Consider the following 15,319-nt stretch of genomic DNA (forward strand, 5'->3'; position numbering starts at 1 on the left):
GTCTGCTGCGCGATCACCTCCCAGTGGTACATCGGGGACAGCGCCTTCTCCCGTGCGGCTTCGGCCCGCCGCCCGGCGCCGGCCGGATCGTCCAGGACACCGAGGATTGCCGTGACCAGCTCGTCGACGGCACCGGCCGGATAGGCCAGACCGTTGCTCTGGTCAACGAATCCGATCTGGTCCGAGGCCACCAGCGGCAGCCCGGCGGTGGCCAGCTCGTTCGCGACCACACCGAACGGCTCGTAACGGCTCGGGATCACGCCGACGTCGGCACTGGCCACCAGCTCCGGCAGGCCCTCGGCGTGGCCGATCCGGCCGAGGAAGACGACGTCCCCGGCGGCGAGGCGCCCTTCGGTCACCAGCGCGGACACCTGTTGCTTCAGCTCGGCGGCGAACTCGCCCGTGTCGTCCCCGACGACCCGCAGTTTCGCGTCGGGGTAACGCCGTTGGACGGCCGGCAACGCGGCGATCAGGTCCTGGACGCCTTTCTCCTTGGCCAACCTGCCCTGGTAGTAGATCACCGTGTCCTGCGGCCCCGCCTGCAGCCGGGCACGAGCCGAGTCACGATCCACCGTGGCGCGGTCGATCTTCCACCGGCTCGGGTCGGTGCCGTTGGGAATGATCGTGACGCGGTCCGGTGACAGGTGGAAGGCCGCGACCGCCTCCTCCTTCATCTTGGGCGAGTTGACGATGACGTGGTCGGCGCGGCGAACTGTGCGCCACTCCAGCGCATGGATGCTGCGGCTGGTGTCGGTGTCCAGCCGGCCATCACGCCGGCCGATCTCGGTCGCGTGCACGGTCAGCACCACCGGTACGCCGTACGCGTCGGCGAGGTCGAACGCGGACCGGGTCATCCATCCGTCGTGGGCGTGCAGTACGTCGGGCAGCTGGTCGGGGTGCGCGGCCAGGTACTCCTGCCAGGCGGCCAGCGTCCGGTCGCTCATCGCATCGGACCAGCCGACCTCGTCGGCCTTGAGGTGGTCCTCGGTCCGGTACCCGTCGGGCGGCGGGATCAACATCACCTGCAGGCCGCGGCCCTGGCTGATGAGCTCGGTCAGTCCGGCCGCGCCGAAGCCGAACAACTGCCTAGTGACGTTGAGCGCGTAGTGCCCCAGGCCGACCTGCGCGGGCAGCAGTGCCTTGACCACCGATCCCAGGCCGCCGACCTGCGCGCCGAGGCCCTGCAGTGCCGACTCCCAGGAGTTGTGCGCGATTCTCAGTGGTCGCGCGGTGCCGGGCGCCAACGACACCGCGGCCACGTCCTGTTCCAGTACGTCGACGCGCGACGCGACGCGATCGATCAGTGGGATCAATTCGGGCTCCAGAAGAGCGAACCGCTCGGACACGGTCCAAGGCATCAGGCCGAGACTGGTGACGGTGTCGAGCAGAGCGAGATCGGCCCGTACGCCGGTCTTCGGGTCGGACTCCGGCGCCTGGTCGGCCACCCAACCCAACACGGCCAACTGGGTCTCCTGTCCGCGTTCGTGCGCGCCGTCGGCCGGGGTCCCGACCAGCAGCTCACCGATCTCGCGCAGTTCGTGCCCGACCGCCGGAAACACCTCGACGGCATCTCTCAGCAACCGCGAAACGGTCACGGTGACGCTGTCCTCGTCGGCCTCCCATTTCGCCGGCGCGTGGTTCTCCACATCACCCACGACGAACATCAACTGCCGCGAGCGACCGTCCCGCTCCACCCGGACCCGCAGCGGATCGGCCGGATCGACCTCGGCGCCGTCGAGCTTCGTCAGCAGCTCCAGCAGCGCCCTCGTCCTCCCGTCGGCGAACAGGCCGGCCGTCATCTGGGCGACCGCGGCCGAGTTGTCGACGGTCCGGCCCTCCGTGGTGAACAGCTGTCCCAGAGCCGCCGCGTTGCCGTGCTGGTCGTCGTCCAGCACCGCCCGCAAGGCGCGCTGCTTGGTCTTGCCTTCCGCGATCGCCCCCTCGGCCATCCGGTGGTACCCCTGCAGCGCCTGTTTGCCCGCGCGGAACCAGTTCAGCGGGTAGTGGCCGGCGGTGCCGGTGATGCTGGTCAGGACGGCGTTCACCGAACCGGTCGTCACCTCGTCCTTCGCGGTCTCCCCGGCTTCCGTCACGGCGGCCACGGTCGATCCCAGGGCGCTGACCGCGGCGAACTCGCCGATCCCCGGCAGCAACGCGGTCAGCGGGAAGATCTTCCGCCAGAACGGCGGCATGATCGGCGCCTGCGGTTCGGCGACGACGAGGTCCGCGACGACCTGACCCGGTACGGCGGGCCGAGTGCCGCCGGACTCTGCCAGCGCGGACCAGACCAGGTCGTGGACACCGCCCAGCAACCGGTCGTCGCTCTGGCGACTGCGGACCAGCGACGCGTGCGCGAGCTGGGCGGACGTGAGGTCGGTGTAGTGCGTGTCGAGGTCGCCGTACCCGCTTTCGACCATGGCGTTGATCCAGGTGTTGACGATCGTGTTGCCGGCCTGGACCGCCGCCACCACAGGGCTGACGAACAGACCGATCGCCGTCCCGACCGCGCCTGGCGCCAGGATCGTCGGGTACCGGACATCAAGGACCTGGCCGATGTCCAGGCCTCGGTTCGGACGCCGGTCGAACACCGGCCGACCGAGCTCGTCGTCACTGACCCGGCGAGCGAGCAGGGTGGTCGCCGCGGCGGGCGGGGTCTGTCCGGCCTCCCGGATCAGCGCGCTGATGCCGAGTTGCAGATTGCGGGCCCGCAGCGCTTCCTCCTGCCGGCGCGCGTGGATCCGGCGTACGTCGTCGAACTGGCCTTGCCGCAGGCGATTCGCGACGTCATGGCGGGTACGGCGCCGTTCGCCGAAGGACGCGCCGACGTACCCGAGCCCGGCCGTGACCCCGAACACGGCAGCCAAGGCCCACTGACCCGCGCCGGCTCCGACCAGCGCGATGGGCTCGATCGTCGACATCACGCCGTACGGCAGGTTGGACCACAGGTGATAGCGCTGTGAGCGCTGCAAGACCCAGGGCTCGCTTTCGTACGTCGACCAGCGGCGTGCCGTTGGCGTCGGTCGTGCGGGTTCTGCTGCCGGGACCCTGACCACGTTCTCGAGCAGCGGCCGGATCACGTCCCGGACGTCGTCGCGCAGCATCGCGGCCTGGGCCGTCTCTCGCTCGGCTCGCAGCGCGGCGCCCCGGCCACGGACGGCCTGCTCGAGCTTCTCGCCGGCCAGCTGACCCCGGTACATCAGATAGCCCTGTCCGCAGCCCTCCGCCAGGCCGTAGCCGATCGCGAAGGTCGCGCCCAGCCACGACGAGTTGTGGAACAGGGCCAGGCCGAGTGCGGCGTTGCCGACGCCGATCAGCAACTTGTCCAGCGCCATCCCGCTCAGGAAGATCGCGCGCCGCGGCACCCGGGAGGGCTCGGCTTCACCGCGGTCGAGGCGCTCCTCGAGCTGCTCGGCCATCGCCTGGGCCGATCGCGCCCGGCCGCGCCGGGTCAGGACTCGCCGCAGCGACGAAGGGATGAGATCGTTCAGCTCCGTCAGTGCCTGGTCGTCCAGGCCGAGCTCGGCCAGATGTTCGGTCAGGTCCTTGACCAGCATCCGGAACGTGCGCCAGCCGGCGGCGGACACCAGCTGCTGCTCGAAGCGCGCGAGCACCGCCGCGATTCCGGGCGGCAGCGGCGTCGTGCTGTCCAGGTGCTCCGCGACCACGGCGTACAGACCCTCGATCGTGAGCCGTTCGCCCCGCAACCGGTCGACGCCCGGTGGAGTCCGGAGGTGGTACGTCGATGCCTCGGCGCCGCGCACCACCTGGCCGTGCCGGGCGGCGAGCCCGGCGCCCGGCTCGACGACGACGGTGACGACATCCGGCGAGCCGTCGGTACGCGGGACGGTGATCGCCACGGTGTTCTCGCCCGAGCGGGCGAAGGACAGGCCCCGGCCGTGCGGGCCCTCCTCGAAACGATTGAGCCAGGAGGCCAGCCGAACCAGGTCGCTGCCGTCGAACACCGGGATGACCGCCCGGCTCGGCTCGATACCGGCCTCGCCGAGCGGGCGGGTCTCGATCAGCCCGCGGACGCGGGTGACCCGGCGCGCGCCGTTGTGCCTCAGCACATAGTCCGCGAGCTCCCGGTCCAGGCTCCGCAGCGCGGCGAGCTTGGGCTCGTAGTCAGGGCTGCTGGGCAGCAACCCCTTCTGATAAAGGAATTCCCGCAAGGCCCGAGCGTCCCGCCAGGTCGGTTCGGCATGGTGCAGGCTGAAGCTGCGCAGCCAACCGACTGCGGCCTGGTCGTTGAGACTGAGCTCGTGACCGGCCTGGCCGCCCAGCGCCTGCCAGGTCAGCAGATCCGCGGACACCCGGTCGGCCGCCGACCGGTGACTCTCGATCGCCTTCGCCACCCGTCCGGCCAGCTCGTGAACACTCGGATCAGCTTCGCGGTCCGCCTCGAACGGCACCACGACATCCGCGACCGGATCGGCCGACGGCTGGCCCTGCCCGTCCAGGCGAACCGCGAGGGTGAAGGATTGGTGCCCATTCACACTGACCGTGACCACACCGGCCTGCTCCGTCGGCGCCAGCGTGGCACCCACCGCCTGCTGGAATCGCGGTCGACGCAACGTCTCGTCCAGCCAACCAATGTCGACGGTCAGCGGAAGGCCCGCGACCAGGCCCGGTCGCGCGCCGTACTCGAGAGCGAGCTCGACGAGTGTGCCGTAGCCGGAGCGGTCGAGCAGCCGGAACCGGTCGAAGTGGTTCACGGCGCCGATGTCGAGCCCGGCCGCGGACACCGCCTCGCGCAGTCTGGCGCGGCGCCGGCGGTTCAGTCGCCGGGCGTCGTACCGGCCGAGCTGGTCCGGCGTTCCGGCGTTCAGCCGTCGGTGCCGGACCTGGAGCTTCGTTGCGGTCAGTACGTCGGCCGGCGTCAGCCGGTCCGGTACGTCGTACCCGCGGCGCAGCGCTGCGCTTCCCCCGAGCTGCGCGGCGGCCTGGCTCGCGGCGGTTGCGAGCTCGTGCAGCGCTCCCGGGGCCGGGACCTGTGTGTGAGCCGTCCGCAAACGGTCGGCGGCGAGGGCCAAGTTCGCCGGCCGGTACGGATCGTCCAGTCCCGCGCGGATGTCGGTCAGGGCTTCGCGCACCGTTGACCAGTCGACGAGCGACACGTCGGCCGGCGGCATCGCGAACGCTTCGTCCGCCGCCTGCAGACTCGCCCTGACCGGCTCCACGATCTCGAGCTGCGCCGCGAGCGCCGCGATGTGTCCGGCCGCGGCCGCCTCGACCCAGTCGGCGTCCAGCTCGGCGTCGATCAGCTGCCCGAAGGTCAGGTCGGCCAGCTCACGATCGATGCCCTCAGCAACAATAATCACGAACGCGGCCGACTCGTGGTCGCCGACGCGTTCGACCGTCACCTCGCCGTGCGTCACCGGCCCACGCCGTACGCCGGCCAGCAGGGTCAGGCCATCCCGGGTGGTGACCCGCAGCCAGCCGGGGCCGACCGGCTCGATCGCGGTCACGTTCTCGATCGCGTCGGGGAGCGCCGGGGCGTCGCTCCAGAACCGTACGAGGCTGTCGTCCGCGGGAGCACGCATCGGAGAACCGCGGTCGATCCGGGCGAGGACGGCCGCGTGCTGGTCGGCAGGCAGGTGCAGCAGTTCGTCCGGCGAGACGGGAGTCTCGGCGCCGTACTCGTTGTGGGTACCGATCGGCTTGCCGGCGAAGGGCACCGGCGTACCGGCGGGATCCAGGACCAGCGCCTCGACGCTGACGACGTCGGACCGGGCCCCGCGGAGGACGGCGCTGCGCTCGACGTCCTGCTGGTCACTGTCGACGTACCGCGGCCGGTTGCCGGCGTTGTGCAGCACTAGCCGGCGGCTGGACCCGTCCTCGCGGGTCAGTACAACGAACGCGCGATGATCTTCCGTCACGGTGGTCTCGAGCTGACGGATCGCCGCGAGCACAGCGTCGCGCCCAAGTTGTCGACCGGCCTCGTCGCGGCGAAGCACGAACACGTCTGCGGCCTCGTCGAGTGCCTTCTCCAGCGCGGCATCCGGCAAGGCGCCCTGCTCCAGAGCCAGGTTCCAGGCCGCGATCGCCTGATCGAGCCGCTGCTGGGCGGCCGCCAACTGCCGCTGCACCCGGGCCGCCTCCAGCGTCGGATGCGCTGTATCGGTGGCCGGCGCGTCCCGAACGTCGACGGCCACCTGCAGCGCACCGCCGCTGCGACGAACGGCCTGGTCGAAGCTGTCGGACTGCTCGTGGCCGAGACTTGCCCTGGTCTGGTGATAGTTGGCCGGATGAATCGCGCGCTGTCGGCCTCGGAGAGCGGTGCGCAGCACGCGGTAGAACGGGGCCAGGTCGTGGTTCCGGCGGGTCCTGGCGTCCCGCAGAGCCTCGGGACTGACCAGACCGAGACGGACGCAGATCCGGCCGAAGGTCCCGGTGACGACGCCGTCGAGCCAGGTCCGTACCGCCGACGGCACGTCGCCGAACTCCTCGACGATGTGCGCGTACGCTCTCGCGAGCAACTCCTCGTTGACCAGGTGGCGGGACGCCCCGGCGTACAGCTCGGTGATCTCCTGCCGCCACTGCCGGACGAGCGGTGTGCTTGGGATCCGGTCGATGTCGTTCTGCAGCTGGAGTTGTTCCGCCGGGCTCGACGCGGCGAAGACGAGATGCGCAGCTTCGTGCAGGACGGTTTCCATGATCGCGGCGCACGTCGGGTTGGCGTCGAGGGTGATCACCAACTCCGCGCTGCCGTCCGGATTCGGCTGGAAATGGCCCCTGCGCAGTTCCGTGATGCGCTCGACCTGGCAATATCGCTGGTAGAACGCGTCCTGGGTCGGTGGCGTGACCAATTCGATCCTGTCCAGGACATGCTTCGGCAGCTTCAATCGGCCGAACGCTTCTCTGGCGATCGTTTCCCGCTCCTGGAGGGGCAGGAGGTCCGCGACGACTGCGTCTGTCGCAGCCAGCAGTGACCTGTCGCCCTGCTGCCGTCTCGCGTTGGCGACGGCCGCTTCGAGCAGTTGACGCCGTACGGCGCGGCCGATGAACGACCCGGTCCCGTGACTCTCGATCGCCGTACGACGAGCCGCCGCGTCCGCCGGGAGCGCGGCGACGAACTCGAAGTCGATCGGCCGGAGGTTCCCGTCGCCGTCGACAAAGACCTGCAGGTCGGTCCGGACGTAGTAGCCGGCGTCCAGCAGCCGTTGGAGGTACTGGTCGTACTGGCGAACGGTGTCGAAGGTGACAGCCGCACGCCACTGCTCGGTCTCCGCGGGGTCGACAGCACTCGTACCGATGAAGCCGCCCGGGGCCTGAGCCATTGCGACACCGGCGTAGTCCTGCCCGGCGATCGTCGCCCGGACCAAGCCGTACGGCGTCGGTCCGTAACCCGTTGCGGCGGCGCCGTGCAGGCCTTCGTACTCTGCGATCGCCTGCGCCCGGTACCGGCTCCCGTCGGGCCAGAGCTTCACGACCCACTCGCTGCCGTCAGGTCGCTCGATCAGATAGACGCCGGAGTGAGGGCCGAGCCGCGCGACGGACCCGGCCTCCCCGGCACTGCTCATCCGCGGCAACGACGCCGGCAGCTCACCGAGATCGGTGGCTTCGGCCCAGTCCGCCGGCCGGGTTGTTAGTGCGTCCGGCACCTGCGGCGCCCCGGTTACCTCGGCATCGAACTCGACGCCCTTGCTGAACACGTCCGCATACTCGAGCCCGACCCAACTCTCGACCTCCGCCTTCAACGCGTCAGGGCCGAGCGCCCGAAACCCCGGACTGGTCAGCACAGGCCTGAGCCCGTCGAGCAGCACCGCGTCGTTCCCGGTGACCGCTTCGACGACGGTCACCATCCGACGCTGCTCCTCGAGCGTCAACCGCCGGTACGACGGCACCTGCCCGAACACCTCCGCGACAGCGTCGTCGCCGCGCGGCCCGGAAACGCGACGGGCCCGACCGGAGTCGTGATTGCCGGCCGCGCGCTTCACATTCTCGATCGCAGCCGCCAAAAGCTCGTCACCGAGCAGCAGGCCGCCAGGGACCACAGCAGCGAACTCGACGGGACGGAAGATGCCCCGCTCGTCCACGAACCCACGCAGATCGGCGGGCGGTTGGTGGCCAAGAGCAACCAACCGACGAACGTAGTCGTGAAGCTGCAGCACAGTATCGAGCGTCACCACCCGCCGCCAACGAACAGCCTCCGCCCGAACACCCGGACCACCGCTCAGCGCAGCGCCCTCAAGATCAGCCGACCGCCCGTCACCCGGCGTGGTGATGGAGCCTCCGTCGACGGCGTCTGTTGCGAGGCCGACGTACTGGGTGCCGTCGAGCTCCGCTGTGACCAGGCCTCGGGGCGCCGGGCCGTAGCCGGTACGTGCCGCGAGGTGGGCGCGCTTGAGCTCGGCGACGGCGCGGTCGCGTGCTTCGGGGGTGTCGGGGTAGAGCTTCACCAACTGGTCGGCGGTTCGGCGGATGCCGCCGCCGTCCGGCGGCGCGGAGAGCTCATCCGGTGTGAGGTGCGTCGCCGTGGTCCAGTCGTACGACGGGGGCTCGAGGTTCTCGTTGAGGGGTGGGGCGCCGCGCACGGCGACCGGCGGGGTGAAGATCCGTTCGGCGCCGAGACCGTCGGCCGCCCACGCGATCCACGCGTCGACGACCTCGAGCGGGTTCGACCCGGCGCGGCTGAAAACGGCGAGGTTCACACCGCCGGGAACAGCCGGCGGAGTCGTGGACGGCAACGGTCGGACGCGGCCGACGTCGTACGCCCAGAACCGACCGTCCGGGTCAATCCCGAACTGGAGGTCGGTGATGACCAGGTTGTTCGCAACGAAGAACGCACGGATCGCCAGCAGGCTGTCGAGAGTCGCCTGCGTCGGACGGAGCACCTGCGGCCCGTGGAAGTCCGGGATGCTCGCCCAGATGTCGCGACTGATGGTCGGGAAGCGGTCGGCGACGAACGCGTCGCGTTCGAAGACAGTGGTGTACCGGACCGGCGCGACGACATCGGCCGCGCCGGGTTTGGTGAGCAGGTCGAGCGTCCGGCGGAGCTGCTTGAAGAACGACACCTCGATCGTCGGGAGCGCGATCAGCACGACCTTGTCGTAGAACGCGAAGGCCGCTTTGGACCCACCGACGCCGAGCAGGCGGCCGAGATGCGGCTCGAGGTCGTCGATCGGTACGCCGTCGGGGTTGTCCGGCGTACGCAAGATCAGCGTGTCGTCGGGGCCGAACTCGACCGTGCCCTCTTGATGCGGCATCGTCCGCGGGCGCAGGCTCTGCCAGCCGTCCGGCGTACGGACGACGATGTCGACGCCCATGATGTCGGCGAGCTGCTGTGCCAGGTCCGCGGCCTGCGGCGTACTGGTGTCGAGGACGATCGACACGTTCCGGTAGAGGTCGGTCATCACCGCGAGGTGGTGCGGACTGAGCCGCGCACCCTCGATTACGAAATGCCGCTCATCCGCGTCGCTGACGAGGAATCGCTTGACCTTGCTGCCCGGCGCGCCCGGAAGCGCTGCGGCGAGTGCACGTTCGTCGAGCGAGCCTTCGAGCAGGTCGTCGTACGCCGACTCGACGACACCGCTGGTGAACGCGGGCAGCCCACCGCCGTCGTACCGATTCTGCTGGGCGGGGCGGATCCGCGAGATGTTCGGCCCGGGACGGGACGTGCGGGATCGCGGCGCGACCAGGGAATCGTGGACCGGGCGGCCCCGGCGGATGGCCCTGACCAGGGAGCGAAGGATCGTGTGCAGCGGCTCCAGGTGGTGGTCGCGGCGGGCGCGTTCGAGGGTTTCGTTGCTGATGGCACCGATGCGGAGGAAGGCATCGCCGAGACGGGTGGACAGCAGGTGGTTCCAGGCCTGCCTCAGACGACCGGGTACGCCGTCCTCCGCGAGCGCCGCGAGGAACTCCTCGTCCCGGACCTCCACGGGCTGGTCGGGGTACAACTCGTCGATCTCGGCCGAGAGTTCGGGGTCGAGGCCACGGAGCTCGTGCACCGCGGCGAGCACTTCACTGCGTGTCTCCGGACTGAACAGCCGCCAACCGAAGTGGCCGACCACCTCATGCCAGACCGACGCCGCCACGTCTTCGGCCGACAGGTGGTCATAGGCGGACAGGTAGACGACACCGGTCCCGTTCTCCAGCCGGAAGTACGCGGGCCGCGGACCGGCGGCGGGCTCGATGCCGTACTCCTCCACCAGTACGCCGTTGTTCGCGCCGACAACGACCTTCACCGGCAGCCCACGCGGCAACCGCATCCGCCGCAACACGCCGTCCACAACCCCCTGAACCTCCCCAACCCGCATCCCGCCCGCAGGGTGCGCCCCGTCCGCAGGCCGCGCCCCGTCCGCAGTGCGGGCCTCGTCCGGTCGCCTGCGTCGTGCCCGACCTTCGCCCTCCGCCTCCGCCGCCTTCGACCGCCGGATGATCCGCGGCGGCACCTTCTTCGCCGCCGACGCCTTTGGGGCGGGCGTGCCGGAGGCCGGCGTACCCGAGGCCAGGGTGCCGGCGGTGGGGGTGGTGGGGGTGGTCAGTTGGGAGGCGGCCCAGGTTAGCCAGGTGTTGAGGGTGGTGAGGGCGGGGTCGTTGGGGCCGGTGATCTGGCGGGTGCCGGCTATGTCGTATGCGTGGAACCGGCCGTCGTGGGTGATGGCGAACTGGAGGTCGCCGGGGAGGACGTGGTTCTCGACGGCGAAGGTGTGGAGGGCCTGGAGACTTTCGAGGGTGGCCTGGGTGGGCAGTCCGGGTATGCGGGAGTCGGGGTCCGGGGCTTCTTCGTCGAGGACTTCGTGACTGGTGGTCGCGTACCGGTCGACGACAATCGCATCGCGGCCGAAGAGGGTGGTGACCTGGTGGATCGGGGCTATGACGTGCTCGCCGCCGGGGAGGCTGCGGAGGTGGTTGGTCTGCGCCACTTCGGCGGCAAGGGACACGCCGGGGTGGGCGACCAGGACGACCTTGTCGTAGAACGCGAACGCGGTCTTCGAGCGGCCGGCGCCGAGGCAGGTACCGAGGTTGTCCTCGGTGATCTCGAGCTCGATGCCGTACGCCGAGTTCGCGCGGGGTTTGCGGATGAGCTTGCCGTCCTCGAGGACGACGACACCGTCCGGGCGCAGGGCGGGATCGTCGGCCGGGGTGAGCACCTGCGTGTCGTCGGAAGAGCGCAGGACGACGTCCTGCCCGGTGATGTCGGCGAGCTTCTGCGCCAAGGCGGCCGCGGCGGGAGTCAGTGCGTCGGTGACGATCTCGTGGTTGGCGGTGCGAGCGAGGGACGCGAGCTCGTGCGGGGTCACGCGGCGATCGCCGTACAGGAAGTGGTTGTCGTCTGCAACGGAAACCCGGCTCGATCCGCCGGGAACGTGCGGATGCGCGCCGCCGCGGCGGGTATCCGCGAAGACCTCGCCCGGGCGCGATCGGCGAGGCCGGCCGGCCGGGTCGAGCCTCGGCGCGCCTCGGCGGATGACAGGCGTCGCGGAGACCGTCCCGGCGGGCGAGCCTGCGAGTACTCGCCCGTCCAGGGTCTGGGTGGTCGGGTGCGAGGACTCCTGGTGGGAGGACGCTGCGGTCTGCTTCGTGTCCGGTGTGCCGGAGACGGCTTGCGGCGTCGAACTCCCATGCGCGCCGGGGCCCCTCGGCGACGCCTGAGCGGTCGCGTCGGCGACCGCGGTCTGGGCACGCGGGGTCGCATCGCCTTGCGTGGTCTGGCCTTGCGAGGTCGCGTCAGCCTGCGCCGTCTGGGTGTGCGGGGTCGCGTTGGGTTGGGCGGTCTGACCTTGCGGGGTTGCGTTAGCGTGCCCGGCCTGCGCCCGCGCCGTCGCATCCGCCTGCCCGGCCTGGGCCTGCGCGGTGTGGTCGGCCGGGGTGGTCTCGTTGGAGCCGGGGGCTTGGGCTGTTTGGTCGGGGGTGGTGAGTTGTTCGTCTGTGGTGTCGTTGGGGTCGGTGTCGCTGGGTTGGGTGGCTGGGTTCCGGCGTACGGCGGTCTCTTGGTCCGCGCGGGATTGCTGGGTGCTGGTTGGGGACGACGTACCCGGCTGGGCTGGGCGACCGGCCGTGGTGGTGCTTGTGGTCGTCTGGCCGAGGCCTGCGCCGACCGGGGCCAGCGTCTGCTGGGTTGAGCTCTGCGTTGCGTTCTGGGCGGTGTTCTGACTGGAAGCCTGGCCGAGGTCCTGGGCGCCGTTCGCGGGGGTGGTCTGGCCGGCTGGCGGGGACTGGAGTTGGCCGCCGCCGTCAGGGCCGCCGCCGCCGGGTGGATGGCCGCCGGGGACCGCGGAGATGATCTTGTTGCCGATGTACTCACCGGCCTTCTCGCCGATCGACTCCAATGGGCCGTGTACATCGCTCGGCGTGGAGTTGCGCACCGCGCCGTGGGCGCCGGCCAGCCAGGCCTCCTGCAGGGTCGGGTTGTGCCAGCCCTCGCCGAATCCCAGGGCGGTCAGCGAGCTCGACAGCGGCGACGTGATCGCGTTGTTGACGAACGTACGGCCGATCTTCCCGAGCCCCGGCACCTTCGCGAGCCCGGCCCCGACCCCGTGCGACAGCGGTACGCCGACCACCGCGCCGACCGTGGTCATCGCCGTACCCCGCCAGTCCCAGTCGTGCGTGGTGACGAAGTTGCCGTCGGCATCTTTCACGGGCCGGCCGTTGCCGTCGACGACCAACCGCCGGTCATGACCGGTCGCCTCGCCCCACCAGCCGGCCAACGTGTGCGGAATGACCTCGTCGGCCACCTCCGCGCCGACCAGCCCGAGCACCTTCGGCACCATCTGCCGGCTGAACACGAACTTGCTGGTCTGCTGCGCCGCGTTCGCCACCATCTCGCCGACCATCCGCGCCTGCAGCTTCTTCGCTTCCCGGTTCACCAGCTTCTTCAGCAACTGGAGCAGCAGCCGTTTGACGCCTTCCTGCCCGAGCTTGCGGATCAGCGTCCCCATCACCGGCCCGAGTCCTGCCAGGATCGTGATCCAGCTGACGATGCCGATGATCAGCAGCTCGCGCTTGGTCCGCAGGATCGTGTCGCCCATCGTCCGGAGGAACTCCGCGACGTGCTTGACGTCGTCCGCCATCGCGACGGGACCGCCGGCATTGGCGTCGGTCGCATACCGACGCAGGTACTCGCTCAGCGCGCTCCCGGCCTCGCCCTGGTACGCCGCACCGAAGCCGTTGCCGGCCGCCTGGATCGCCGCCGACAGTTCACCTGTGAGGTACGCCGCGCACACGTCGTACTGGTCTGCCAGCGCGTAGAGCTTGTCCTCGTCGGCCTGCGGCTCGTACCCGCCCTCCAGGATCGCCTTCAGCCATCCCGGCAGATGGAAGCCCACGGCGGCTACTCCGCGCTCTGCGGGGCTGGTTCCCAGTGGTCCCCGACGCGCGCCAGCCCGACATCCGTTGCCCGCACCTGCTGGGCCGAGTCCGAGTCGGTCGCTTCGGTCCGGTCGGCGCAGGCGGTCATCTGGTAGCCGCGGCCGAGCAGCTCGGCCTCGATCGACTTGGCTCCGTCGGGGAACTGCGCTGCTCCGCTGTTGGTCCAGCCGTCCGTGATCTGCTTGCCGTAGTCGTCGTGACCCGCCGCGCTCTCGATCGCCTGTTGCGTCAGCCCGAGCATCAGACCGGTCAGCTTCGCGCGGGCGTCGCCGCCGGCCTGGCGGCACGCCTCCGCCGCGCTGTCCACGCCGTTGAGGTCGACCTGGATCCGGTCAGTCATCGAGGTCCTCCTGGAAGGATTCGTACGCGGCCTGCATCTTGGCGGCCGCCGCGGCGTGCGCCTGGCCGAGGGTCGCGAGGATGGTCGCGGCCAGCGCCTGGGGACTCTCGGTGCGGTAGATGCCGCGGTCGAACTCCAGCTCCCGTACGTCGCCGCGCCCGGTCACGGTCACCTTGACCAGCCGGTCGGGCGAGACGGCGGTCGCGACGATCTCGTCGAAGGCACGATCGAGCGCAGCCGCTGCCGCGGTCAGCCGCTCCAGCCCGCTGTCCAGGCCGAGTGCGGCCAGCTCCTTGTCGAGGTTGAGCTTCGACACGTCCATGATCGACACCTCCGAGTCACCAGGGTGAGGTGTCGGCGGCAACATGGTCAGTCGTTGGCCACAAGGGGTCAGAACCCGTGTCACGATCGGGCCGCGCCGTACGGTCCGGAGCGTGATGACTGTCAGAGCAGCAGCGGCGACCGCCGTCCTGGGAACGCTCGCCGCCACGGCGACACCGGCGTGGGCCGGGCCGCCGGCCGGGCAGTGCCAATCCGCGGAGGCCGGCGGACCGACGATCACCAAGATGCCATGGGCAACTACCTGGCTCGCGCCGGAACGCGCCTGGCCGATCAGCACCGGCCACGGCGTGACGGTCGCGGTGATCGACTCCGGCGTGGACGCGGACCACCCGCAGCTCGCCGAGCCGGGCGCAGTGCTGCCGGGCAAGGACGTCCTGACGCCGGGTGACAAGCGCGCGAACTTCGACTGTGTCTCGCACGGCACGGCGGTCGCGAGCATCATTGCCGCGCGACCGGTGGCCGGGATCGGCTTCCGCGGCATCGCGCCCGGTGCGCGGATCCTCCCGATCCGGGTCAGCGAACGCGACGCGAGCGAACAGCAGGGCGCGGCCGTCGACGCGACCGTGTTCGCCGGCGCGATCCGGTACGCCGTCGACGCCGGCGCGACCGTCGTCAACATCTCGCTGTCGCTGTACGTGGACCAGAAGCCGGTCCGCGACGCCGTGCGGTACGCCCAACGGCATGACGCCCTGATCGTCGCCGCGGCCGGTAACGCCCACAACCAGCAAGGACCGGATCCCGTCACGTACCCGGCGGCGTACCCAGGTGTCCTCGGCGTCGGCGCGACGACGATCGACGGCTCGCGGCTGTCCGGTTCGCAGGTGGGGTCGTACGTCGACATCTCGGCGCCCGGCGGCGGCGTACTGGCGGCAACCCGCGTTCGCGGACACCGCTATTACGACGGCACGAGCTTCGCGACCGGCTTCGTCAGCGGTACGGCGGCCCTGGTCAGAGCAGCAGATCCGCACTTGTCCGCGGCCCAGGTCGCGGGCCGGTTGATCGCCACCGCGACACCGGCGCCCGGCCCGGCCGATCAGTACGGCGCCGGCGTGGTGAACCCGTACCGCGCCGTCCAGGACGTTGTGGGCACCACGCGCCCCGCGGCGCTGCCGCCCGTGAAACCTGTGAAGGTGGATCCCGTGGCGGAGCGGCGTACCGTCGTGCGGCACGCCGCGGATCAGCAAAGCCGCCGGATCGCTGTGCTGGCAGGGGTTGCCGCGTTGCTGCTGGTCGTCGGAGCGATCGTCGTACCTCTCGGCCGCCGCCGCGGATGGCGAGCCGACTGAGACGACGACAGGAGCCCGGCCCCGAGAAGTATCGGGGCCG

3 protein-coding genes and 1 pseudogene are annotated in these 15,319 nt (G+C 70.6%); 1 reads left to right on the forward strand and 3 read right to left on the reverse strand.

Features of this window, described 5'->3' with window-relative positions; all coding sequences use genetic code 11:
• Nucleotides 1-17: 17 nt before the first annotated feature.
• From ACWEOO_RS06515 to ACWEOO_RS06525, 3 genes and pseudogenes are all read right to left on the reverse strand, one after another.
• Nucleotides 18-13,013, reverse strand: a pseudogene (locus ACWEOO_RS06515) (glycosyltransferase); the annotation flags it as partial.
• A 260-nt stretch (nt 13,014-13,273) separates the two neighbouring features.
• Nucleotides 13,274-13,651 carry a hypothetical protein gene (locus ACWEOO_RS06520; RefSeq protein WP_452142116.1) on the reverse strand — a complete coding sequence of 126 codons (378 nt, stop codon included), beginning with the start codon at nt 13,649-13,651 and terminating at the stop codon, nt 13,274-13,276.
• Nucleotides 13,644-13,973, reverse strand: coding sequence for a YbaB/EbfC family nucleoid-associated protein (locus tag ACWEOO_RS06525; RefSeq protein ID WP_452142117.1), 330 nt, complete (start codon nt 13,971-13,973; stop codon nt 13,644-13,646). The genes ACWEOO_RS06520 and ACWEOO_RS06525 overlap by 8 nt, the downstream gene beginning before the upstream one ends.
• 115 nt (nt 13,974-14,088) lie before the next feature.
• Here ACWEOO_RS06525 and mycP point away from each other — a divergent pair, with 115 nt between their 5' ends.
• Nucleotides 14,089-15,279, forward strand: coding sequence for a type VII secretion-associated serine protease mycosin (gene mycP, locus ACWEOO_RS06530; RefSeq protein ID WP_452142340.1), 1,191 nt, complete (start codon nt 14,089-14,091; stop codon nt 15,277-15,279).
• Nucleotides 15,280-15,319: the final 40 nt, after the last annotated feature.

Source organism: Kribbella sp. NPDC004138, assembly GCF_053603655.1.